The sequence below is a fragment of the Clostridium zhoujianii genome (genome assembly GCF_051590805.1).
GTDB lineage: Bacteria > Bacillota > Clostridia > Clostridiales > Clostridiaceae > Clostridium.
In genome coordinates this window covers 1446559-1461076 of the sequence record NZ_JBPUTF010000001.1, presented here as the reverse complement: position 1 = coordinate 1461076, position 14518 = coordinate 1446559, and the positions used below count along the sequence as shown (strand labels likewise).

The following is a 14518-nucleotide window of genomic DNA, read 5'->3' as shown; positions in this document are numbered from 1 at the left end:
ACTACTAACCTCTTTCTCTTGTTATTTATTTACTTGCTATTGGAATGGTATTTTTAAGCATATTCATACTTGGGTTATTTGTAGATATAAGTCCTAATGATTATAAAGATGGATTTATAACTTTTACTATTCATTATGTTATAGGCTTAATAATATTCTATATTAATCTTTGGAAATATATTAATAAGAATAATGAGTATTTAAAATTAATAAGGACTAATAAAGAAATTGAATGATAGAGAATATATAGAGAGAAAAGAAGCTGAAATAACTCTTCATATTATAAGTAAAAATATGAGAATAAATTATAATAGTATTATTTTAATAGCTAAAAAACATAAAATATGGTATAATAATAATTATTATTAGATAACAAAGGAGAATACTATGACAAATAAAGTGATTTTATTATTTGAAGACGGAAACTATAATGTTTGTATAAATGGAACTATTATTGCAACAGAAAAAGACTCAGATAAAGCATATGAAAAATTTAAGGAAGTAATTGCAGATAACAAAGCAAATGGAGAAAATAATTGGGTAGGGATACTTGAAAGTTTAAAGGATATTAAAGACCAAAGGTTAGAAATCAATAATGATTATAAAACTATAAACTTTGGAAATATGAAGTACTTCCATGCTACAGGGAAGATATTCTATATTAGTAATGGTCAAATGCAACCTTTAACAGGTGGTATCCACACATTCAAGGGAATACTAACAATGACTACATCAGGTTATATTGATAATTATGAAGATTTACTTAAATTCTGTACTGATGTGTTAAACAATAAAGCAACAGTGAGAATGACTGATACAAGTATTATTGTAGGTAGTGCAGCCTTTAATTATGGATCAGCAGAATATAACTTCTTTAGTAAGAAGATAAACAAGGGTGCTAGTATTGAATCAGGAAACTTTGATATATATAGAACTTATGTATTAAATATACTAAAGGCGTAACCTGTAGTAATGATTAAAAAATAAATCCACTGTTAAAAAACAGTGGATTTATTTTTATTACCATCTACCAGAGGAACCTCCACCATTTGATGAACCTCCCCCAAAGCCCCCACCTCCGTAGCCACCGCCACCTCCTCTTGGACCTCTTCTCCCAATATTGCTCCAAAAGGCTATCTGAAGAATTGTAGAGATTATTCTACCTCTATTGAAAATTAAATCGACAAAGAAAAATACTAAGACAATAATCCATATTACTGGACTACCACCTTTTCTAGAATTTGAAACTGTATTTCTATTAGGAATGACTATATTCAAGGACTTATCTAAGGTCACACCATATTCTTTAGCAATTTCATCTGAAAAGGCACTATAAGAATCCATTAATCCTTTTCCATAATTATCTTCAATAAAACTAGGCCTAGCTATAGATTCCATAATTCTATTACTAAGTGCATCTGGAATAGCACCTTCAAGTCCACGGCCTACCTCAACCCTCCAAGTTTTATCATTTACGGCAACTAGAATTAAAAGGCCATTATCTTTACCTTTTGCTCCAATGCCCCAAGTTCTAAAAAGCTTATTTCCATAGGTTTCTATAGGTACACCATTAGTACTATTAATGAGAACAGCTATAGCTTGAGCGCCTGTTTTACCCTCAAGTTCTTTACCAATAGAAATTATGTTCCTTGTATTCTCTACATTAACAATACCTACATAATCATTTATATATTTATTACTTGTTGGTGTAGGTAAGGTAACATCAGCTAATACAGTGATGGAAGATATTAATAATACCAGTAATAGAGAAGATAGAAATACCTTAAAATACTTTCTTTTAGTAATCATTTAGTAGTAGAGAAGTCCACAGAAGGTACTTGATTTGCACCCTCACTAGCCTTGTATAATGGTCTTTCCTCAAAACCAAATATTGAGGCTGTTATATTACTGGGAAATCTTCTTCTCTTGGTATTATACTCTGTTACTGCTGTATTATAGTCCTGTCTTGCTATTGCAATTCTATTTTCTGTACCCTCTAATTGGACTGATAAGTCTTTAAAGTTTTGATTTGATTTTAACTCTGGGTATCTTTCAACAACTACAAGTAATCTAGATAAAGCATTAGATAAATCACTATCAGCATTTGCTTGATCTGTAACATTGCTTGCACCAGCAAGTTTACTTCTAGCATTTGCGATATCAGTAAATATCTCCTTTTCTTGAGAAGCATATCCCTTTACTGTATTTACTAAGTTAGGTATTAAGTCGGACCTCCTTTGAAGCTGTGTATCTATATTAGATTGCGATGTATCCACTCTTTGTTCAAGAGTAACTAACTTATTATAACCGCCAATAAAAGGAATGGCTATAACAGCAATAATAGCTATAACAATTAATGCTGTCTTAAGACTATTTTTCATAAATATATCCTCCTTTCTACTTTCTTTTAGTATGTGTAGAAAGAGAAAATATATTAAAACTTTTAGAGTTAAGTACATATAGTAGATATTAAGATGAATTTAAATACTATATTTAAATAAAGTAATAATAAGGATTGATTATTATAGATAATTGTAAGGATCATAGAGATAATACTGATACAGGCAATATAAATAATGAAGAGCCTGCTGCAGATGAAGGGATAAATAGAGAAGCATTATTAGAAGAACTAGATATATTAAATCTTTCCTTAGATACTATTTATGTAATAGCAATTGCAGTGGTTATGAATATAGAATTTGTAAAAGTATCTAGAGATAGGGTACTTGATCAGTTAAACAATACTAACATTAGTGAAAGTGAACCTGATGTTACCCATTGGCCGCGCGTTACAAACCTAATGTTTTTATATGCCACAGGAATTTTTTTGACAATTAACTTACAGGCATACTTAAAAGTTCTAGAATTACCTGAGGACCAAGTAACCCAAAAGGAAAAGAATAGAGCTTGGAAAGCTTTCATATCAAGTTTTCTTATATATATAGCAACCTGTTTATCAAGAGCAAATCTTGAAGTTTAGGATAATTTAGACATAAGTTATGCAATTTATGTTAGACTAAATAATATAAAAGGGTAATAAATATCTCAAAACTATGGAGGAGAATATGAGAAAACTTAATAAAATAATAATAGCTATACTTATTTTACTATTTTCATTTAGTATTGTAGGCTGTATCGGAAAAGAAGGTGCTGCTAATTTTGATTCCTTTATAAATGGACTTCCAAAAGAATTTATTGAAAATAACTCTTTAGATTTAGAATTTCTTTTTAGAGATCCATCCCAATATGGATTCGATGAGGAAATATTAAAACTTCCAGTTAATGATAAAAAGTTACATGAAGAAGGAATAAAAAGTACGAATGAAGTTATTGATAAGTTAAAAAAATTCGATTACAAGAAACTATCAAAAGAACAACAATTAACCTATGATGTTTTATTAGATAGCTTAAATCGTAATTTATTACTTAAGGATTATTACTATATTAATAATAATGAATTAGGTAGTAGTTTGGGTTTTCAAGCACAGCTACCAATATTACTACAAGAGTTTAAGTTTGACAAAAAGATTGATATAGACAGCTATTTAAACATACTAGAAACAAGCGAAGATACTTTCAAAAAGTATGCTAATAATGAAAAGGAAAGACAAAGTCAAAGGGTAGGAATGTCACAGACTATAATCAATAAGGTTATTGAACAATGTGACAATTTCACTAAAGATGATAGTACATTTTTAATTGATGCTTTTAATTCAAAAATTAATAATGTTGAATTTCTTAAAGACGAGGAAAAAAAATATTATAAAGAAAAAAATCTAGAATTAACTAAGGTAAATTTTAAAAATGCATATAAGACTTTAGCAAATGAATTAAAGGCAATAGATGCTAAAGAGGATAATGTGGGTCTTTGGGGGAAATCAGATGGTAAATCATATTATGAAGCTTTGATGCAATATAACACAGGTATTGATGACTCAATCAAGGAAGTTGAGAAATATTTAAATAATAAAGTAAGAGAATATGGAAAAGAAATTAACAAATTAATAACAGAAAATCCAGAATTAATGAATAGATTTATTGAAGCGAACATCCAATATACTGATTTAAATAATGAAATAGAGGTATTAAACTATCTTGGAAATAAAATTAATGAGGATTTTCCGGCTCTTGAGTCTTTAAACTTTAATGTTAAAGAGGTAGACCAGTCAATGAAGGACAATTTTTCACCAGCTGCCTATATTTCAAGTAGAATAGACACTCCTATAAGTGAGAATGAAACTATATTTATTAATGGTAAGTTTAGTCAAGATATTTTCACAATGTTAGCTCATGAGGGATATCCTGGTCATATGTATCAAAATGTTTATTTTAAAAGTTTAAATAAGCCTACAATTAGATACATCCTTAACTATAGTGGTTATTCAGAGGGGTGGGCCAACTATATTGAGGGAATTGCAATTAAATATGCTACTGGAGATAAAGATTTATTAAAATTGTACTACTTAAACACAAAAATTATTGAAATTAAAATAGCCTTACTTGATATTGGGGTTAATTATAGTGGTTGGGATAAAGAAAAATTTATAGAAAATATTCAAAGCTTTTTTGGTGAACTTGAAGATAATGCAATAGAAGAGCAATATAATCAAATAATTGAAAATCCAACTAATAGCCTTAAATATTATCTATGCTCTGAAAAATTTAAGGCTTTACATGATGATGCAAAGAAAAAGTTAGGAGATAAGTTTATAGATAAGGAGTTCCATAGAGTTATCTTACAAACTGGACCATCATCCTTTGAGATTTTAAAAAATAGAGTTGATGAGTATATTGATGAAACCATATAATATTATATAAAGGGACTATCCACTTTATTATAAATGTGGATAGCCCTTTGAATTTAAATAATACCTATTTAAATTCAACAATTCTTCTAGGTATTTTAAATTTTATCTTTTCCTCAATATCTTCTAAAAGCTTGCTATTTTTTGGGTCAATGAAGCAACATGTATAACCTTCTTCACCAGCTCTACCAGTTCTACCAATTCTATGTATGTACGCATCAGGAGTCTCAGGTATGTCAAAATTATATATGTTAGATACACCAGATACATCAATACCTCTAGCTGCCACATCAGTTGCTATAAGATATTGTATTTTAGCTTCTCTAAAGTTCTTCATTATTCTTTCACGCTTATTTTGAGGAATGTCACTATGAATCTTCACACAGTTATAACCTCTTTGATGCATTGCCACTTCTAAGTTGTCAGCTCTTCTTTTTGTTCTACAGAATATAATAGCCATAAATGGATTATCTTCATCTAAAGCCTTACATAGAGCATCTAATTTCCATCTATCAGTAGTTTCAACTACTTCTTGATTAATATTAGACAAAGTAACTTCTTCCTTCTTGACAGAAATAACTGCAGGGTCATTCATATATCTATAGGCCATTTTCTTAACAGCTGAATCCATAGTAGCAGAGAAGCATAATGTCTGATGTTTTTTAGGAGTATACTTCATTATATTCTCAACTTCATTTTTAAAGCCCATTAACAGCATTTGATCTGCTTCATCTAAAACAAAGGTCTTAAGTTTACTTAAATCTATTGTTTTTCTTTCTAAATGGTCTATTAATCTACCTGGAGTAGCTATTATTAAATGAATGTCTCCCTTAAGCTTCTTGAGCTGGGATCCAATATCTTTACCACCATATGCAGCAAGAATATTAAATTTTCCTTCAGTAAGCTTATTTGCTTCTTCAGTTATTTGTATTGCAAGTTCTCTTGTTGGTGTAAGGATTAACCCTTGAGTTCCCTTTACCTTTGTAGATATATTCTCTAGCATAGGTAATAAAAAGGCTAAGGTCTTACCTGTACCTGTTTGTGCTTCCGCTATAAGATCTTTCCCATTTTTTATAAGAGAAATACTTTCTTCTTGTATTGGGGTAGGGGTATTTATACCAGATTTCCTCAATATATTTATAATATTATCATTAATGCCTAACTCTTTAAAATTCATTCTTTTCTACCTTTCATGATTTAATCAACACTTAATGATAACATAATATTATAATTATTTCTATTATTTGATATAATACTAGCTATAAGAAATTTATTTTATTGATTGGAGATTATTATTTATGGAAGAAAAAATGACCATACAAGATATAATAGAAACTATGGAATTAGATACAGAGGATATTACTAGCTACTATCATAAACCGTCCGAATCAATGGTTGTTATTACAACAGAGGATTTAAAGATGGCTGAAGATGAAGTAAATATAGATATATTAGAGGAGTGGAAAGTAGAATCAGTTAAGCAAGCGAAAGACTTTATTAATAACAAACAGGATTATTTAGAATTCCCAAAAGAAAATGATTATAACGAAGAAGGAATTATGCTGAATTATGTCGAATTCATTAAGAATGACATGTTAATATATACTAAATTAAAAAAAATAATCCAAGATGATCTAAATATAAGAAAATTCAAAGATGAACTCTATAAATTAAACTTAATAGATCAATGGTATGAATATAGAGAGAGTAAGTATATAGATGTAGCAAAAAAATGGTGTGAGAAACATAATATAAGAATGTAAGGGGAAACAATATATGAAATATGAAGTGCTTTTATTTGATGCGGATGAAACACTATTTGATTTTAAGAAAACCGAAAGATATGCATTTTTAAATGCATTAATAGACTTTGGTCTTGAGAATAATAAAGAAAGATTTATTGAAAGATACAAAATTATTAATAAAAAGATCTGGGAAGAGTTTGAGAAGGGACTTATTACATCAGATAAGCTTAGGGTAGAACGTTTTGTAAGATTATTTAGTGAATTTGGTGTTAATTATGATCCTAAAGATTTTGCTAATTCATATATATACCATATGGGAAATAGTTCTTACACATTCCCAGAAGCTGAATCAGTAATAGAGGATCTAAGTTGTAAGTATAAGCTAGCCATTGTTACCAATGGTCTTAAGGAAGTACAAATAAATCGTTTAAAGAAATCTAATATAGGTAAATATTTCGATGGAGTGATAATTTCAGAGGAAGTAAATTCTGCAAAACCAGATAGGGAGATATTCACACAGGCTCTAAATAAAATGAGTGTTAGGAATAAGGACAAGGTTCTTATGATAGGTGACAGCCTTACAGCAGATATTAAAGGTGGAATAAATAGTGGCATAGATACCTGTTGGTACAATCCACATAGAGCTAAAAATATCCTTGGTATAGAGCCAACATATGAAATATATACATTACTAGCTTTAAGAGATATTCTACTTTAGTAAATACAGTAAAGGGTAAGAAAAGTAACTAGATTATGTAAACTTTTCTTAAATTTTCATTCCATAATAGGCCTATCTTTGTAGACAAATATTCGTAAATATACTTGCTATTACTTCAAGTAATATATAAATAAAACAATATATATAGAAGGAATCATTTAAATATAGAAATATGGTAAAGAAACTTGCAATTGTTGATATTAAAATTCCAAATAGCAAGTTTTTTCTTCTTATTGTTAAAAATATTCCTTGTATAATATAAGCAACTGGTAATATACAAATTAGTATAATAGCTGAATATCCTTCAAACATACCATAATCCAAAAATAAGTATAGGGAAGTCATCAAGAAAAGTATAATAATTCCTGGTAAAATATATAGTAATATATCCTTAATATTAAATGTTTTTATAATCATTTCAAACCTCATAAAGTATTATATACAGTAGTTTACGCCAGAAAAGGTGGTACTATTCATAAAGGTAGTAAATTAGATAAATATTATTATAGTAGAACATATCTAATATTATGTTAAGTAATCTTGAGTTGAGAAATACTTTTTATCATGTTATCTTAAATTATAGATTTATTAATAAATATTCATATTAAAATGAACTATATAAAATTTAAAGGATGATTATACATGAATTTTGTAGCGATAGATTTTGAAACAGCAAATGAGAAAAGAAATAGTGCTTGCTCTGTTGGAATAACAAAAGTAATTAATAGTAAAATAGTTGAAGAGAAATACTGGCTTATTAAGCCACCAGAAATGAGATTCGTACCTCAAAACCTCTGGATACATGGTATTTATCCAGAAGATGTAAAGGATGAAAATACCTTTGATTTAATATGGGATGAAATAAAAGGATATATAGATGGCGAATTAGTTGTAGCTCATAATGCATCCTTTGATATGAGTGTACTTAGAAGCTTATTAACTTACTATGAGTTAGAATTTCCTGTTCTTCATTACGCTTGTACGGTAATGCTTGCGAAGAATCATATGCCAAACTTAAAAAATCATAAGCTAAATACTGTGGCATCATTTATAGGACATAATTTTTCACACCACCATGCTGGAGAAGATGCAACTGCCTGTGCAAAAGTAATGAACTATATATGCAAGATAGGTAATATTAATGACTTAGTTTCATTAAATCTAAAAGGTGGTATAACCTTAGGTTCTATATTCCCTGGAGGGTATGAACCGACATCTTCTTTAATAAAACATAAAAATAAAACCTCAAAAGCAGAGGCATTAAAATTAGACAATTTAAACATAGAAACAGATTATTTTAGAGATAGAGTTGTAGTATTTACAGGTCCACTAACTTCTATGAAAAGAAGAGATGCTGGAATTTTAGTAGAAAACCTTGGCGGTATCTTTAGTAATACAATTAATAAAAAAACAAATATCCTTGTAACAGGAATAAAAAATAGAGAGAATTTAAGCAATATGTATAAAAGTACAAAACTTAGAAAGGCAGAGTATTTAATATCACAAGGGGAACCTATTGATATTATAACAGAGGAAGAATTTTTGACTTTAACATTAAAAAGTGACTGCTAAGAAAAATATTCGGCTTTTTGTTAGATTTAATATTGTTTATTGGATAAAATTGCATTATAATATTAGGTGGCATTTGATTTGCCGAATATTTTTTAAGATTTAGCCTTTATTATTTATTATAAAGGTTGAAAAGGGAGAGTGCACAATGAGAGCTATCGGAACATCAGCTACTGGAGTAAGAGCTCCAATCATAAAAGAAGGGGACGACCTAAATAAAATAGTTGTAGATTCTGTTCTTACAGCAGTAGAAAGTGAAAATATTAAACTAAGGGATGGAGATATAGTAGGAATTACTGAATCACTAGTTGCTAGAGCACAAGGTAATTATGCAAAACTAATTGATATCGCAGAAGATATAAATAGAAAATATGAAGGGGATATCGCAGTAATGTTCCCAATATTAAGTAGAAATAGATTCGCATCAATTTTAAAGGCTATTTCTTTAACTGGAAAGAAAATATATCTGTTCTTAAACTATCCTTCTGATGAAGTTGGAAATCACCTTATGGATATTGAAATGATGGATAATTCAGGTGTTAATCCATATACAGACCATTTAACAGAAGAAAAATACAGGGAAGTATTTGGACAAGAAGTAAAGCATCCTTTCACAGGAATTGACTATGTTCAAATGTATAAAGAACTAGTTGGAGAAGAAAACATAGAGGTTCATTTAACTAATGATCCGAGAGTAGCCCTTCAATATACAAAAGAAATACTTGTATGTAATATTCATGAAAGATTCAGAACTAAGAAAGTTCTTGAAATGGCTGGAGCAAAAACTGTTTTATCTTTAGATGAAATATTAACTGAGTCAGTTAATGGAAGCGGATATAATGAAAGATATGGTCTTCTTGGATCCAATATGGCTACGGATGAAAGCATTAAGTTATTCCCAAGAAACTCAAAGGAACTTATATTAAATATACAAAAGTCTTTAAAAGAAAAAACTGGGGCAAATATGGAAGTAATGGTTTATGGAGACGGTGCTTTTAAAGATCCAGTAGGTAAGATATGGGAGCTTGCTGATCCTGTAGTTTCACCTTACTTTACAGATGGATTAATTGGTACTCCAGATGAAATAAAGATTAAGTACATTGCTGATAATGACTTAACTGATGATGCTTCAAGAGAAGAACAAATCAAGGCTAAAATTAAAGCTAAGAAAGATAGAAAAGCTATCGGTAATGAAGCATTAGGAACAACTCCAAGACAATTAACTGACCTTTTAGGTTCACTTTGCGATCTTATAAGTGGTAGTGGAGATAAAGGAACTCCTATTGTATTAATTCAAGGGTACTTTGATAATTACGCTACAGAATAAAATTTAATTTATAATTATAGGAGGTAATCCATATGGATTACCTCCTATAATTATAATAAAATTAATCCTTTAATAATCATCATAAAAAATTGATACATTTATAGTATAATTCCCATCTTCATCAGTATCTAAATTGCCTTTAATGTAGTTCCTGAGCTGGTAACTTTGTCATCAATCACATTTAATTTATATCTATTCCCCTTATCATCACTAAACTCAACTGTTATTGATGTATTACTACTATTTGAATACTTTAAAATAACTGCAGTTCCATCCTTCTTTGAATTTAATTCGGAAATTTTTGTGCTTAATTCAGGGAGGCTTGATACTACAATAATATCTTTTAAATTGCACCATAATATACCATATTATTCCAGAATATATTTAACTCTTTATATTTTCTACTTAATATAGTAAAATTAAAAAGATTGATTAAGGAGGGCATAAGATGAGCAAGGTTATAGTGATTGGTGCTGGCCCAGCAGGGATGATGGCTGCTATGACAGCAGGCAAGGAACATGAAGTATTATTATTGGATGGTAATGAGAGAATAGGTAAAAAACTATTTATAACAGGAAAAGGTCGTTGTAACGTAACAAATGCAAAGGATATTTCTGAATTCTTTGACTTTATTCCTGGGAATCCTCATTTTTTATATAGTGCACTTTATACATATACAAATGAAGATACTATGAATTTCTTCGAAAATGAAGGAATTAAACTTAAGGTAGAAAGAGGGGGAAGAGTATTCCCTGAATCAGATAAATCATCAGATATAATAAGAGGTTTATCAAATGGCTTGAGTAAATCGAATGTAAAAATATTACTTAACCACAAAGTTACTGATATAGTAATGGAGGGTAAGAGGATTAAAGAAGTTATCGTAAATGATAGTGAAAAAATTTCAGGTGATTATTTTATTATAACTACAGGTGGCGCTTCATATCCTTTAACAGGTTCTAAAGGAGATGGGCAAAATTTTGCTAAGAAGGCAGGACATAATATAATTGAATTAAAGCCTTCCCTTGTACCAATAGAAATAAAGGATCAATGGGTTAAGGACTTAATGGGTCTTTCACTTAAGAATGTAAATGTAACTATCAAAAAAGAAAAGAATACTGTTTACTCTAACCAAGGAGAAATGATATTTACTCATTTTGGGGTTTCAGGACCATTAATATTAAGCGGTAGTAGATTTGTAGTAGGAAAGAATAAGTACACACTTACTATAGATTTAAAACCAGCCATGGATATACCCGCTCTTGATAAGAGAATACAAAAGGATTTCCAAAAGTATATCAATAAGGATTTCAAAAATTCCTTAGATGATTTATTACCAAAAAAATTAATTCCTACAATCATACACCTTTCTGAAATCGATCCAGATAAGAAGGTAAATGAAATAACTAAGGAAGAAAGAAAGAAGTTAGTATTCCTCCTTAAAAATCTATCTATGGAAATCAAGGGACTAAGGAGCCTTGCTGAAGCAATTGTTACAGCTGGTGGGGTAGATACTAAAGAAATAGATCCATCTACTATGAAATCTAAAATAGTAGATAATCTTGGATTTGCTGGAGAAGTTATTGATGTTGATGCATTTACAGGTGGTTATAATGTCCAAGTTGCCTTAGCTACAGGCTTCTTAGCTGGATCAAATATTTAACTTGTCTGGAAAGATAAATATATATATAATTTATACTATACATAATTAAAAATGAAAGGCGGAAATTAACTGTGAGAATTTCAGTTGCAATAGATGGGCCAGCAGGTGCAGGAAAAAGTACAATTGCTAAGTTAGTGGCAAAGGAATTTGATTTAATGTATATTAATACTGGTGCTATGTATAGAGCAGTAGCGTTGAAAGCAAAGGAAAATGATCTTTCACCTAACATGGTTAATGAAATATGTGATTTAATTGAAACTATGGAGATGGAATTCCAAAATGATGATTTAATATTAAATGGAGTAAATATACAAGATCAAATAACTTTACCTGAAATAAGTTCAATTGTTTCAGCTTATGCTTCAATTCAAGAAGTAAGAGTTAAGCTTGTTAAACTTCAAAGGGATATGTCAAAGAAATTTAATGTAATAATGGATGGTAGGGATATTGGTACTGTAGTACTTAAAGAGGCACCATTTAAGTTCTTCTTAACTGCAACAGCAGAGGAAAGAGCAACAAGAAGATTTAAAGAATTACAAGAAAGAAATATAGAATGTTCTTATGATGAAATCCTTAATGATATTATAGAAAGAGATTACAAGGATACCCATAGAGTAATAGACCCACTTAAAAAGGCAGATGATGCTTTAGAAGTAGACACAACAGGATTAAATATAGATGATGTTACAGAAAAAATTAATACAACTATAAGAAATATGATTAATAATAAATAATGTAACATATACTTAGGAGTAGAGGAAAATTATGAGAAATGTTAAATTAGCAGAAAATGCAGGCTTTTGTTTTGGTGTACAACGTGCAGTAGAAGAAGCTCTTAAAATACAAAAACAATATAATAAAAAAATATATACTTTAGGGCCTTTAATTCATAACAACGATGTTGTTAAACATCTAGAAGAAAATAATATCTATGCTATTAATTTAGAGAATATAGATGAGTTAAAGAGCGATGATGTTATAGTTATAAGATCCCATGGGGTTTCAAAGGATGTTACTGAAATGTTAGAAAGGAAGGGCTTAGTAGTACTAAATGCAACTTGCCCATTTGTAACTAATATTCAAAAGAAGGTAGAAAAATTCTCAAAGGAAGGGTACAACATAGTAATCCTTGGGGATGAAAAGCATCCTGAAGTTATCGGGATTAATGGTTGGTGTGATAATAATGCCATAATCACAAATGATGGAACCCTTCCAGATGAATTACCTCAAAAAGTATGTGCGGTTTCACAAACTACTGAGAAAGAAGAGAACTGGAAGAATACAATAAACAATCTTTCACTACGTTCTAAAGAAGTTTTAGCATATAATACAATTTGTTCTGCTACAGAAGTTAGACAAAAAAGTGCGGCAGAATTATCACAAGAAGTTGATGCTATGATAGTTGTAGGTGGAAAAAACAGTTCAAATACTACTAAGCTTTATCAAATTGCTAAAGGTAACTGTGAAAATACAATACATATAGAAAATGCTTCTGAATTACCAGAAGAATATATAAATAATAATAAATATAAGAGAATTGGAATTACAGCTGGTGCTTCAACTCCAGACTGGATTATTAGGGAGGTAATTAATATTATGCAAGGCGAATTAAACCAAAATGATGAACAACTACAATTAATGAACGAAATGGATAAGAGATTCGTTATTGGTGATGAAGTAGAAGGGGAAATCCTTTCAAAAAGAGGAGATGAGATTATAATCTCACTTGTTGGTTATAAATCAGATGGAGTTATTCCATTCAAGGAGTTAACTTCAATAGGTGAACCTGCTGAAATGGCTGATACATTAAATGTTGGAGATGTAATAAAATCAAGAGTAATAAAGCTTAAAAACAATGATGGATATGTTGTTCTTTCAAGATTAGAATATGAAAGAAAGGAAGCATTAACAGATCTTGAAGCTTTTTATAATGAAGGCAAGATATTTGAAGTTACAATAGCAGAAGTTAAAGAAGTAGGTCTTGTAGCATACTATAAGGGTGTTAGAATATTTATTCCTGCATCACAAATCGATGTTAAATTCGTAAATAATAAAGAAGAATATAAGGGTAAAACTATTGAAGTTAAGTTAATTGAATTCTCCTTAGCACGTCATTCAAAAATTGTTGCTTCAAGAAGAGTAATCTTAGAAAAAGACTTAGCTGAAAAGGAAGAAAAAGCTTGGGATACTTTCCATCTAGGTGATATTGTTAAGGCTGAGGTTAAGAGATTCACTACTTTTGGTGCCTTTGCTGAAATTAATGGAGTAGATGGACTAATCCACTTATCTCAAATTTCATGGAATCATGTAAAGAAAGCTGAAGATGTATTAAAGAAGGGTGACATCATTGATGTTAAAATAATTGAATTAGATAGAGATGCTAAAAAACTATCACTAAGCATAAAACAATTAACTCCAGAACCTTGGGCTAATGCTAAAGAAAAGTATCCTGAAGGATCTGTTGTATTAGGTAAGGTTGTAAGATTGAATGACTTCGGTGCTTTTGTTGAATTAGAGCCAGGATTAGATGGTTTAGTTCATATTTCAAAGATAAGCCATGATAGAGTAGAACATCCATCACAAGTTCTTTCTGTTGGTGAAGAAATTAAAGCTATAATATTATCAGTAGATGAAGATAAGAAGAGAATTAGCTTAAGTATGAAAGACGTTTAAAATAGGTAATAAAACAAA

General features: G+C 29.7%; 15 protein-coding genes. 11 read left to right on the top strand and 4 right to left on the bottom strand.

Features of this window, described 5'->3' with window-relative positions:
• The first annotated feature begins 23 nt into the window (after positions 1–23).
• On the top strand, positions 24–236 hold the full coding sequence (locus tag ACSYT2_RS06890) for a DUF6608 family protein (RefSeq protein WP_430856699.1): 213 nt from the start codon (positions 24–26) through the stop codon (positions 234–236).
• Positions 237–387: 151 nt separating this feature from the next.
• Positions 388–963 (top strand): hypothetical protein, encoded by a 576-nt coding sequence (locus ACSYT2_RS06885; protein WP_430856444.1) that lies wholly within the window; start codon positions 388–390, stop codon positions 961–963.
• A gap of 57 nt (positions 964–1020) precedes the next feature.
• Here the strand turns inward: ACSYT2_RS06885 and ACSYT2_RS06880 are convergent, their stop codons facing one another.
• Together ACSYT2_RS06880 and ACSYT2_RS06875 are read right to left on the bottom strand one after the other, a co-directional pair.
• The gene (locus ACSYT2_RS06880) at positions 1021–1809 is read right to left on the bottom strand and encodes a TPM domain-containing protein (RefSeq protein WP_438384293.1); all 789 of its coding nucleotides are present in this window, start codon (positions 1807–1809) and stop codon (positions 1021–1023) included.
• Complete coding sequence (locus ACSYT2_RS06875) at positions 1806–2381, bottom strand: LemA family protein (protein ID WP_430856442.1); 576 nt, start codon at positions 2379–2381, stop codon at positions 1806–1808. Before ACSYT2_RS06875 ends, ACSYT2_RS06880 begins: the two co-directional genes overlap by 4 nt.
• Positions 2382–2515: 134 nt before the next feature.
• Here ACSYT2_RS06875 and ACSYT2_RS06870 point away from each other — a divergent pair, with 134 nt between their 5' ends.
• Together ACSYT2_RS06870 and ACSYT2_RS06865 are read left to right on the top strand one after the other, a co-directional pair.
• On the top strand, positions 2516–2980 hold the full coding sequence (locus ACSYT2_RS06870; RefSeq protein ID WP_430856440.1) for a hypothetical protein: 465 nt from the start codon (positions 2516–2518) through the stop codon (positions 2978–2980).
• Positions 2981–3065: 85 nt separating this feature from the next.
• A complete protein-coding gene (locus tag ACSYT2_RS06865; protein WP_438384290.1) occupies positions 3066–4808 on the top strand; it encodes a DUF885 domain-containing protein in 1743 nt (580 codons plus the stop codon).
• 64 nt (positions 4809–4872) lie between these two features.
• On the opposite strand, the gene ACSYT2_RS06860 is transcribed toward ACSYT2_RS06865, so the two are convergent.
• A complete protein-coding gene (locus ACSYT2_RS06860) occupies positions 4873–5982 on the bottom strand; it encodes a DEAD/DEAH box helicase (protein ID WP_430856438.1) in 1110 nt (369 codons plus the stop codon).
• A gap of 121 nt (positions 5983–6103) precedes the next feature.
• Between ACSYT2_RS06860 and ACSYT2_RS06855 the strand changes: the two genes are divergently transcribed.
• Together ACSYT2_RS06855 and ACSYT2_RS06850 are read left to right on the top strand one after the other, a co-directional pair.
• Positions 6104–6568 (top strand): hypothetical protein, encoded by a 465-nt coding sequence (locus ACSYT2_RS06855; protein ID WP_430856437.1) that lies wholly within the window; start codon positions 6104–6106, stop codon positions 6566–6568.
• 13 nt (positions 6569–6581) lie between these two features.
• Complete coding sequence (locus tag ACSYT2_RS06850; protein WP_438384288.1) at positions 6582–7268, top strand: YjjG family noncanonical pyrimidine nucleotidase; 687 nt, start codon at positions 6582–6584, stop codon at positions 7266–7268.
• A 72-nt stretch (positions 7269–7340) separates the two neighbouring features.
• Here ACSYT2_RS06850 and ACSYT2_RS06845 read toward each other — a convergent pair whose 3' ends face one another.
• Positions 7341–7685 carry a DUF2651 family protein gene (locus ACSYT2_RS06845; protein ID WP_430856435.1) on the bottom strand — a complete coding sequence of 115 codons (345 nt, stop codon included), beginning with the start codon at positions 7683–7685 and terminating at the stop codon, positions 7341–7343.
• Positions 7686–7910: 225 nt separating this feature from the next.
• Here ACSYT2_RS06845 and ACSYT2_RS06840 point away from each other — a divergent pair, with 225 nt between their 5' ends.
• The 5 genes from ACSYT2_RS06840 (at position 7911) to ACSYT2_RS06820 (ending at position 14500) form a co-directional block, all read left to right on the top strand.
• Positions 7911–8840 carry an exonuclease domain-containing protein gene (locus ACSYT2_RS06840; protein ID WP_430856434.1) on the top strand — a complete coding sequence of 310 codons (930 nt, stop codon included), beginning with the start codon at positions 7911–7913 and terminating at the stop codon, positions 8838–8840.
• Positions 8841–8985: 145 nt separating this feature from the next.
• The gene (locus ACSYT2_RS06835) at positions 8986–10164 is read left to right on the top strand and encodes a coenzyme F420-0:L-glutamate ligase (RefSeq protein WP_430856433.1); all 1179 of its coding nucleotides are present in this window, start codon (positions 8986–8988) and stop codon (positions 10162–10164) included.
• A gap of 448 nt (positions 10165–10612) precedes the next feature.
• Positions 10613–11827, top strand: coding sequence for a BaiN/RdsA family NAD(P)/FAD-dependent oxidoreductase (locus ACSYT2_RS06830; RefSeq protein WP_430856432.1), 1215 nt, complete (start codon positions 10613–10615; stop codon positions 11825–11827).
• A 71-nt stretch (positions 11828–11898) separates the two neighbouring features.
• A complete protein-coding gene (cmk, locus tag ACSYT2_RS06825; protein ID WP_430856431.1) occupies positions 11899–12561 on the top strand; it encodes a (d)CMP kinase in 663 nt (220 codons plus the stop codon).
• Between the two features lie 31 nt (positions 12562–12592).
• Complete coding sequence (locus ACSYT2_RS06820) at positions 12593–14500, top strand: bifunctional 4-hydroxy-3-methylbut-2-enyl diphosphate reductase/30S ribosomal protein S1 (RefSeq protein WP_430856430.1); 1908 nt, start codon at positions 12593–12595, stop codon at positions 14498–14500.
• Positions 14501–14518 lie beyond the last annotated feature (18 nt).